The organism is Methylophaga sp. UBA5088, assembly GCF_002414625.1.
GTDB classification, from domain to species: domain Bacteria; phylum Pseudomonadota; class Gammaproteobacteria; order Nitrosococcales; family Methylophagaceae; genus Methylophaga; species Methylophaga marina.
Window position 1 is genome coordinate 1,162 of sequence record NZ_DIAC01000129.1, and the last position, 335, is coordinate 1,496.

1 protein-coding gene is annotated in these 335 nt (G+C 45.1%); it reads left to right on the forward strand.

The genetic code is table 11. The annotated features are described in order from the left end of the window. Positions 1–2: 2 nt before the first annotated feature. A partial coding sequence (locus tag B4K20_RS15800; RefSeq protein ID WP_289283652.1) for a response regulator occupies positions 3–335 on the forward strand: 333 nt, incomplete at its 3' end.

Genomic DNA, 335 nt, shown 5'->3' on the forward strand with positions numbered 1-335 from the left:
ATATTCTCGCAGTCGATGATTCTGCCTCAATGCGCCAAATGGTGACATTCACTTTGCAAGGAGCAGGGCATAAAGTCACGCTAGCAGATGATGGTAAACAAGCACTGGAGATTGCTCAAAGACAATCTTTTGATCTCGTGATTACAGACGTCAATATGCCAGTGATGGACGGCCTGACGCTAACTCGAGAATTAAGAAAGTTACCTAGTTTTAAGTTTGCTCCCATTCTTGTTTTGACAACCGAGGCAGGCCCTGAAAAGAAACAAGAAGGACGTGCTGCCGGTGCTACGGGCTGGTTGATTAAACCTTTTAATCCAGATCAGCTTTTAGCAACG